The organism is Anabaena sp. CS-542/02, from assembly GCF_028331085.1.
Lineage (GTDB): Bacteria > Cyanobacteriota > Cyanobacteriia > Cyanobacteriales > Nostocaceae > Anabaenopsis > Anabaenopsis arnoldii.
Genome location: NZ_JAQMTM010000059.1, coordinates 1 through 9,220 on the forward strand (window position 1 = coordinate 1; position 9,220 = coordinate 9,220).

The 9,220-nt window shown below is 40.5% G+C and carries 6 protein-coding genes and 1 pseudogene; 4 read left to right on the plus strand and 3 right to left on the minus strand.

All coding sequences use genetic code 11. The features are described from left to right. Positions 1-327 (minus strand): annotated as a pseudogene (locus tag PN447_RS06145) (photosystem II q(b) protein); the annotation flags it as partial. Between the two features lie 551 nt (positions 328-878). On the opposite strand from PN447_RS06145, the gene PN447_RS06150 reads away from it, so the two are divergent. The 4 genes from PN447_RS06150 (at position 879) to PN447_RS06165 (ending at position 6,801) form a co-directional block, all read left to right on the plus strand. Next, on the plus strand, positions 879-1,136 hold the full coding sequence (locus PN447_RS06150) for a hypothetical protein (protein ID WP_271761676.1): 258 nt from the start codon (positions 879-881) through the stop codon (positions 1,134-1,136). A 113-nt stretch (positions 1,137-1,249) separates the two neighbouring features. Further along, positions 1,250-4,390, plus strand: coding sequence for a phosphoenolpyruvate carboxylase (gene ppc / locus PN447_RS06155; RefSeq protein ID WP_271761677.1), 3,141 nt, complete (start codon positions 1,250-1,252; stop codon positions 4,388-4,390). 74 nt (positions 4,391-4,464) lie between these two features. Continuing rightward, positions 4,465-4,716, plus strand: a complete 252-nt coding sequence (locus tag PN447_RS06160; protein ID WP_271761679.1) for a hypothetical protein — start codon at positions 4,465-4,467, stop codon at positions 4,714-4,716. Positions 4,717-4,920: 204 nt separating this feature from the next. Beyond that, positions 4,921-6,801, plus strand: a complete 1,881-nt coding sequence (locus PN447_RS06165) for an ABC transporter ATP-binding protein (protein ID WP_271761681.1) — start codon at positions 4,921-4,923, stop codon at positions 6,799-6,801. Positions 6,802-6,933: 132 nt separating this feature from the next. Here PN447_RS06165 and PN447_RS06170 read toward each other — a convergent pair whose 3' ends face one another. Continuing rightward, on the minus strand, positions 6,934-7,911 hold the full coding sequence (locus PN447_RS06170; RefSeq protein WP_271761682.1) for a sucrase ferredoxin: 978 nt from the start codon (positions 7,909-7,911) through the stop codon (positions 6,934-6,936). A gap of 1,023 nt (positions 7,912-8,934) precedes the next feature. Then, a partial coding sequence (locus PN447_RS06175) for an exopolysaccharide biosynthesis protein (protein ID WP_271761684.1) occupies positions 8,935-9,220 on the minus strand: 286 nt, incomplete at its 5' end.

Consider the following 9,220-nt stretch of genomic DNA (forward strand, 5'->3'; position numbering starts at 1 on the left):
ACCGTTGTACAACCACTCATCTAAGGATGCTGCTTCCCAAATGGGGTAGAAGTGCAAGCCGATGGCGTTGGAGGAAGGAACAACAGCACCAGAGATGATGTTGTTTCCGTAGATTAAGGAGCCAGCTACTGGTTCGCGGATACCATCGATGTCTACAGGAGGAGCAGCGATGAAGGCGATGATGAAGCAGGTGGTAGCAGCTAGGAGGGTGGGGATCATGAGTACGCCGAACCAACCGATGTAAATCCGGTTTTCGGTGCTGGTGATCCACTCGCAGAAGCGATCCCATACGTTGGCGCTTTGGCGCTGTTGTAAGGTTGTGGTCATTTGTTTATGATTGCAATGTATTTTTGTAACTAATTAGACGGTTTTTTTATCCATCCGCTCTAATAAACTTAACATGTATTTACTTTTAGTGAAATATAAATTTTGTGATTAAATTACCTGCAACGATTAGATTTACTTATCAATACCTTGATCAATCAACCTCCACCCTAACATTTTTGTTACTTTGTGGGCTGCCCAAATCCGACAAGATACATAACATATGAATGACCAAGTCTTTTTCATGCTAATGAAGTACAGAACAATTTGTTCCTTAATACCTGTTTGCTGAAACTAAAAAACTTTGTATCTCACGAGAATGGGAAATGCTATATCACCACAAATGCTCAGATACCACTAAGAGAAGCAGTAGAATATATAAAATTAGACCCAAAGACCTTCAGAAACTACGCCGATAATGGAAAAATCGAAAGCATCAAAAACGAGGGAGGACAGCGACTATTTAATTAACCTCGAATCCTGCTCACGTGGTGCAACTAGACTTACCATTAGAGGTAGGGGAGTGTCAATCAGCCAACAACTAAGAATTAGCAATGACTTCTACTAACCAAAAATCTTCAGAGAATATCGGGTTTAATCTGCCTTTGTTGAGTATTCCCCCATCTTTTCTTTTACAAATCGGTGCAGCGTCTGTACTATTGCTGCTCACAGCAGAAAAAGCCACACTGAAAGCCCTAGAATCTATAGGCGAAGCTAGTGAAGAATTGTTTCGCGGCGATCGCCTGCCAATTCTCCCTTTTCCAGTTAACAACAGTTGGGATACAAGCACCAGAGGTAGAGAAACAGATTAAAAAATATATTTAAAAGCTAAAATCCTCAAGGTTTTTCCCTGAGAATTAATTTCGTCTATGGGATGTAAATCTATAGGATGTAAACAGTAATCAGCTTGACAACAGCAGCAATTATGAGTTCTATTTTATACAGTTTGTCTCAAGGGGTAAATTTTTACCCTAACTCAGAGTTATTTTTGCGTCATCGGTTGCAAGTGGTAGAAGAATTGTGGGAATCAGTACTCCGACAGGAATGTGGTCAAACAATGGTCGAACTATTGCGACAATTGCGGGGCTTATGCTCGCCGGAAGGACAAGCCACAAATGACCAGGCCGCATCTGCTGTGAAGTTGATTGAACAACTGAATATCAATGAGGCGATTCGAGCCGCGCGGGCTTTTGCGTTGTATTTCCAGTTGATTAACATCATAGAGCAGGAGTATGAACAGCGGCAGCAATTAACTCGCTATTCACCAGGGGAAGGAGAAAAAGTTCAGGAAGGTACTTTATCCAACACTGCCTATTCTTCTAACCATAAAGAAGATGATGCCTTGATTGTTAACCAAGAAAAAGAAATTTGTACAGAGAAAATTAGTCTATTCTCTACAACAACTTGGGTAAATAAATCAACGGATAAACAAAAAGGTACATTTGCTACTTTGTTTCCCCATTTATTTAGGCTAAATGTGCCACCCCAGCAAATTCAACGCCTGGTTTCACAGTTGGATGTGCGTTTAGTGTTCACAGCCCACCCAACTGAAATAGTTCGTCACACCATCCGCGATAAGCAAAGGCGGGTAGTCAACCTGCTGCAAAAACTAGATGCGGTAGAAAATCGCAATGAAGGGACAGTAGGCGGATATCCGTGGGAAGCGGCGGATTTGCGAGAGCAATTACTCGAAGAAATTCGCCTGTGGTGGCGCACAGATGAACTCCACCAGTTTAAACCGACGGTACTCGATGAGGTAGATTATGCCTTACACTACTTCCAAGAGGTGTTATTTGATGGCATTCCTCAACTATATAAGCGGTTAAAATATGCTTTGGGTAGGACTTTTAATTGGCTAGAACCACCCCATAAAAACTTCTGCTCTTTTGGCTCTTGGGTGGGTTCAGATCGAGATGGTAACCCATCGGTAACACCAGAAATCACTTGGCAAACAGCTTGTTATCAGCGCCAAATGGTTTTGGAAAGATATATTAAATCAGTGAAACAGCTGATTGAATTATTGAGTGTGTCAATGCACTGGAGCGATGTCTTACCAGACTTGCTCGAATCTTTGGAGATAGACCAGTCCCAGTTAAGTGATGTGTACGATGCACTGGCTTTGCGATATCGCCAAGAACCTTATCGGTTAAAGCTGGCTTATGTGCTCAGACGGTTGGAGAATACTCGCGATCGCAATTTATCTTTGTATAACCGAGAAATATCACCCAGTATAGGCGTGAAAGTTGACCATAACCTGAGTGGGGGAGTCCTAGGAGAAGAAGCCCCCATGTATCGTTCCGGGTCAGAGTTTTTAGGAGAATTGCGGTTAATTGAACGTAATTTAACCGAAACTGGTTTAAGCTGTGGGGAATTAGAAACTCTCATCTGTCAAGTAGAAATTTTTGACTTTAACTTAACTCAGTTGGATATCCGCCAAGAATCCACCAGACATTCTGATGCTTTAAATGAGATTCTGGAATATCTGCAAATACTACCCCAACCCTACAATGAACTATCCGAAGAACAGCGAGTTGCTTGGCTCACAGGGGAACTACAAACCCGCAGGCCGCTAATTCCATCAGAATTGCCATTTTCGGCAAAAACTAACGATGTCATTGAAACTTTCCGGATATTGCGATCGCTACAGCAAGAGTTTGGTGTCAACATCTGCCAAACATACATTATCAGTATGTGTCGGCAAGTGAGCGATGTCTTGGAAGTGTTACTATTAGCCAAAGAATCCCGACTGTTTGACCCCGCCATCGCCGTGGGAACTATTCAAGTTGTGCCCTTATTCGAGACAGTCGAAGACTTACAACGCTCCAGAAGCGTCATGCGACAGTTATTTGAATTGCCATTATATCGAGCTTTATTAGCCGGTGGCTATGAAGCAGTTAAAGCTAGTCAAGAAAACGGCTCATCATTACCCATCCCTACCACAGCCTCCCCCCTGACTCCCAATTTACAGGAAGTCATGCTAGGGTATTCTGACAGCAATAAAGATTCTGGTTTTTTAAGTAGTAATTGGGAAATCCATAAAGCTCAAAAATCACTCCAGAAAATTGCTGAAGGATACGGTGTAAATTTGCGAATTTTCCACGGGCGGGGTGGTTCCGTGGGACGGGGTGGGGGACCAGCTTACGAGGCGATTTTAGCTCAACCAGGACTCAGTATTAATGGGCGCATTAAGATTACTGAACAGGGGGAAGTATTAGCTTCTAAATACTCTTTGCTGGACTTAGCTATGTACAACTTGGAAACTATTACCACTGCGGTAATTGAAGCTAGTTTACTACGAACAGGGTTTGATGATATCGAACCTTGGAATGAGATTATGGAAGAATTAGCCGGGAGATCGCGTCAACATTATCGCCAGTTGATTTACGAGCAACCGGATTTTATCGACTTTTTCCACCAAGTTACCCCCATTGAAGAAATTAGCCAGTTACAAATTAGCTCCCGTCCAGCGCGGCGACCATCAGGCAAAAAAGACCTCAGCAGTTTACGCGCCATTCCCTGGGTATTTAGCTGGACACAAACCCGTTTCTTATTGCCTTCGTGGTATGGTATGGGTACAGCTTTACAGGGATTCCTCAATGAAGAACCCGAAGAACATCTGAAATTACTACGCTACTTTTATCTCAAGTGGCCTTTCTTCAAAATGGTGATTTCCAAAGCAGAAATGACCCTGGCCAAAGTAGATATGCAAATGGCCCATCACTACGTGGAAGAATTAGCTAATCCTGAAGATAAAGCCAGACTAGAAAAAGTATTCGAGCAAATTGCCAACGAATTCTATCTCACTAGAGATTTAGTGCTGAAAATCACTGGACATAATCGGCTGTTGGATGGTGATCCTGTCTTACAGCGTTCAGTACAGTTACGTAATGGTACGATTTTACCTTTAGGTTTCATCCAAGTTTCCCTACTCAAACGCTTGCGTGAATCACGTAACATAACTAGCACATCTGGTGTGATTAATTCTAGATACAGCAAAGGTGAGTTACTCAGAGGCGCACTGTTAACTATTAATGGTATTGCCGCCGGGATGAGAAATACAGGTTGATCAAAGAACACCAAAAACTGTAGGGTGGGTTAGGGTAGCGTAACCCACCATTACTACTAGAACTAGCATTAATCATGATGAAAAATAGATTTTTAACTTGCACATTCTTAGCTGTGACACTAGGTCTTTTTGGTGCTTACATCGGTGGACACATGACATCAATGCTACATAACCAGAAATGTCAAAACCAGTCTTGGGGCTTAAAATTCATGTGTAATGTTTGGGTAACACCCGGAGCAACATGGCAAGGTAGTACAACTGGATTATGGATGGGTACGGTTTTGGGAGCCTTCATCGCCGGTTCGATGACAAGCACAGAAAGTTAGGCTTTCTACCCTAAATAGGATCACAAAGATAAACTTAGTATTGATTTTATCTAAACATTATTGTAATATAAAATGGTAATGTGGGGCATAGGGAATATCAAGCTTGTGGACAGAACAATCTCTGCGAATGGGAAGAAAATCCTCTAAGTAAGTTGGCTAGATGAAGCAAGAATCCCATGTGCTTTTAGCCGTGGGAGTGTGAATATGAGCAATTACCAATCTGTAAACAAATCCCACGGGAACAACCGCTCAAATAACAATGACTGGCGGTTATTTTTACGTCTATTGCCCTATGCTCGTCGCGATGGAAAACTGCTGACACTGGCAATAGTCCTACTTGTACCCATTGCATTAGCCAACGCAGTGCAACCACTGTTGATTGGACAGGTGATTTCTCTGATTCGCAATGAACCAAGTACCTATGAGTTACTCAGGAATCTCCCCTTGTCGGAAGGGTTAAATATTCTACTAATATTAATACTTGTAGCGATCGCCATCCGACTGGTATTAATTGGCATTCAGGGTTATATACTACAAAAGCTGGGACAAAACATCACAGCCGCAATTCGCCAGGATTTATTTCATCATGTCACATCTTTAGCAGTACGTTTTTTTGACCGTACACCCGTAGGTAAATTAATTACTCGACTCACCAGCGATGTGGAAGTATTAGGGGATGTCTTTTCCACCGGCGCCATCGGTATTGTCTCCAATGTATTTAGTATGCTGGTGATCATCGCTATTATGTTTTCCATTGAGTGGAAACTTGCTTGCTTGCTGCTGCTGATACTCGTACCCATTACTTGGTTAATTATTTACTTTCAGCAAAAGTACCGCCAAGCCAATTATAAGGTACGGGAAGAACTTTCTAGTTTAAATTCTCAGTTACAAGAAAATATAGTTGGTATTAATGTAGTTCAGTTGTTCCGACGAGAAAAATTTAATGCCGAATTATTTCGCCACACAAATCAAGGTTACATCCAGGAAATAGATAAAACCATTTTTTATGATTCCGCTGTTTCAGCAACTTTAGAATGGATAGCACTAATGGCGATCGCTGGGGTTCTGCTGTTAGGTGGTTGGTTGCTCTTAGGTGATTTCCTCACCTTCGGAATTTTAGCAGCATTTATCTTATATGCCCAGCGACTATTTGACCCTTTAAGAGATTTTGCCGAAAAATTTACCGTCATCCAAGCTGGTTTTACCGCCATTGAACGCATTATCAACATTTTAGATGAACCCATAGAAATCCGCGATACTAGTCATCCTCGCTTTTCTATATTTGATTCAACTTTTGGGTATATAGATGAAATAGTTGGTAAGATAGAACACCAAGATTTTGACACTCCTGTACAATTGGGAGAAATTCGTTTTGAAAATGTCTGGTTTGCTTACAAAGACGATGATTATGTAATTAAAAACTTAAGTTTCGTAATTCATCCCGGGGAAAAAGTCGCATTAGTCGGTCCGACCGGTGCGGGAAAAACTTCAGTTATTCGGCTATTGTGCCGTCTTTATGAACCAACCCAAGGGCGCATTTTACTAGATGGCGTAGATATTCGGGATCTAGCACAGGCGGACTTACGACGCTATATGGCAGTAATTTTGCAAGAAGGCTTTTTGTTTGCTGGTGACGTTAAAAGTAACATCACTTTAGGCGACTATTATCCCCTTGAAGAAATTAAACAAGCTGCCAGTAAAACCAATATTGCTGAGTTTATTGAACAATTACCCCAAGGGTATGATACTAAACTGCGGCAACGAGGCACAAATATTTCTAGTGGTCAAAAGCAACTTTTAGCCTTCGCACGTGCCGCAATTCGTAACCCACAAATTCTAGTTTTGGATGAAGCCACAGCTAGTTTAGACGTGAATACAGAAACCTTAGTCCAAGAGGCATTAAACCAGGTTTTAGTGAGGCGTACCGCCATTATTATTGCTCACAGGCTGTCAACAATTCGCAATGTAAATCGAATTTTTGTGTTGCAGCGAGGTGAATTACTCGAAACAGGAAGCCATGAGGAATTGTTACAAGCTGGTGGACTATATGCTACGTTACATAATTTGCAAATGCTCGGTTCTTAACTGGTGTTTCCTATAAAGGTGTGGTTTGTTAAACCCTGAGTTTTGTTGTTTAAAATTTGCAATGATTGAGAGCTTATTTTTACTAGCTGTTTGGTAGATAACAACCTCATCATCTTTGGAAATCAGCCAGCCTTAACTACTCAAAGTTGCAACTTTATTACATACAATTCTCATACTATCTACAGCATATTTGACAAATACAGAATTTTCTTTGGCATTGCAAGAACCCTTGATTTCTAGTGTTCTTGTTTTGTCTTTGACAAGTTTCGCCTCGTAAATAAATAGAGAACCATGTGAGTCCTCAAAACTTAACTCGGCTAAAATTGTATTATTATCTAAACTCTGCTGAATAATTTTCCCCCCTACTTGATAATTAAACCAATTCCACCCGTGATATAACATCAGTTCTCTTTCTAAGATTTGTAGCGCACTAGGTAGAACTCCCCAGCCCCTATATACTTTCCTGAGAGACTCTATATCACCTGTACGAGTTAAAATTGACCTGAAGGATTCCTGATTGAGAACACCATAATATCTACCATCTGGTAAATCTATTGCTGTTGGTGCAAATCGATGTCCACCAAAATGGCTAGATTTCCAAATCCTGACATGATCCAACTCCAAATCCGTCACAGTCGTCCTAGCTTGGAAATAAAAAGGACTACCATATCTAGCGCAACATTGATCATGGCTACCGTGGGTACAGACTAAAATATCTCTAGTTATACCTGTATCTGTTTCATAGTCGGATATTTTTCCCCATAAATATTGTTTTACCACCCCCGCTACTTGTTCAATATGTGGCAGTTTAAACTCGTATTTTTGGTATCCATGAATCATACCCTCTTGTTTTTGATAAATCAAAAGGGTGGTGTAGTCCACCTTATGGGAATAATTATTTGCAATTAAAAGAAACCTCACGGGTAATCTAGCGCAGCGGACTTCCTCTACTAGAACCTGTAAATTATTTGGTACCCATTTAGATTGAAAAGCCTCATAAGTCCAGGGTTGAGGACATTCAACCAGAATATATGTTTGATAATTTGTAGCACTACCAATAATATCTTCTCCGACTTCTCGTGCATGATCAGAACAAAAAAAAGTATTCATCGAAATTTACTCATTAGTGAATTGTATGAACAGAAGATTATGAGAAAAAACTCATGTAATTTTGGCTACGATGCTTCAAACCTGAGCAATAAACGAGAATATTCTGCATTTACTAGTAACAAGCAGGTAGGCACTTTATAGCATCATTTTTAATAAATTTCTTTCTGGTTAACAAAGTCTCTAGATTAAAGTTCACTCACCCCCGGAGAGATATTACAGCAACCTTCAAATTCATTTTGTATTGTTTTTTATTAGCCGGTTCAAAAGATTCTACTTGCTAAGTTTACCTGGTAGCTTGCGTAGCGTAGCCATACTGACTCCCAGCGCAATGCTTGATATATATCAAGGCTGGAAAAGGCTTGAAACCCATAGCTGGCGTGACGTAGCCATAAAAATCCTGTTGTTTGCCTGTTTTTATCCAGAAAAAATACCCACCTATTCCCGGATTCCATGAGACTGCTTGCTTTTAATATATCAAAATCTCAACCTATATTGCTAAATATTCTCAATAATTTCCTAAAAAAAGATAAAATATGAGCGTTGGTTCCATTCAAAACCAATATCAGGATGATTTGTGATACCTGGGTTTGATTTTTTTATCCTTGAGATATCTTCACATTTTTTTGAACTAAAGACCTGATTTTAAGTGGAATAATAGCAAAATGCCCGTATTTTTTGCTGTTGGCAATTTTGTTTGATTATTGATTTTTTATTCATTAATCCAATTATACTTGATCGAGTTGTAATTCAAGCCAAACCAAACATTATAACTATCGAAACTTTCAATCTTATACATAGATTATTCTAATATTCATAGGACTTACGCAAGATTGGACTAAAAACCTAGTTCTGATGTACGGGTGATTCATGAATTACCGCTACTTTCGTTCTGTTTTGCGTAAGTCCTGATTCAATCAGGACATAAATTAAACGACTATCTCTTACGCCATTAGCAGGAATACGCATCTTTCTACGTTGACGGCACGTTGTTTTGGTAGAACGGCTTATAAGATTATCTAGGTCTTAACGGCCTAGCCAAGTTTTAACTAAGTCCAGAAGACTAGAACCACCCCAAATTAGAGCGCTCAAAATTGAAATAGTCAAAATTGCCCCCAAAAGACACATAATTAAACCACCTAAGGTAATTGCTCCGTCATCTTCGAGCAAACCAAAGCTAGTGACAAAAACGCCCATCGCCGGGAGAGTATTGGTTCCCGGAACCGGAATCATCATGGAAATTGCCATCAAGGCGATCGCACTACCAATAGTGATTTTACCTGGTAGAGTCGTGCAAATATAAGTCAAACGC

Bases quoted from the DNA above. Each gene is read 5' to 3' on its own strand.
- PN447_RS06150 (WP_271761676.1), top strand. From the start codon at position 879: ATGACTTCTACTAACCAAAAATCTTCAGAGAATATCGGGTTTAATCTG.
- ppc (WP_271761677.1), top strand. From the start codon at position 1,250: ATGAGTTCTATTTTATACAGTTTGTCTCAAGGGGTAAATTTTTACCCT.
- PN447_RS06160 (WP_271761679.1), top strand. From the start codon at position 4,465: ATGATGAAAAATAGATTTTTAACTTGCACATTCTTAGCTGTGACACTA.
- PN447_RS06165 (WP_271761681.1), top strand. From the start codon at position 4,921: ATGAGCAATTACCAATCTGTAAACAAATCCCACGGGAACAACCGCTCA.
- PN447_RS06170 (WP_271761682.1), bottom strand. From the start codon at position 7,911: ATGAATACTTTTTTTTGTTCTGATCATGCACGAGAAGTCGGAGAAGAT.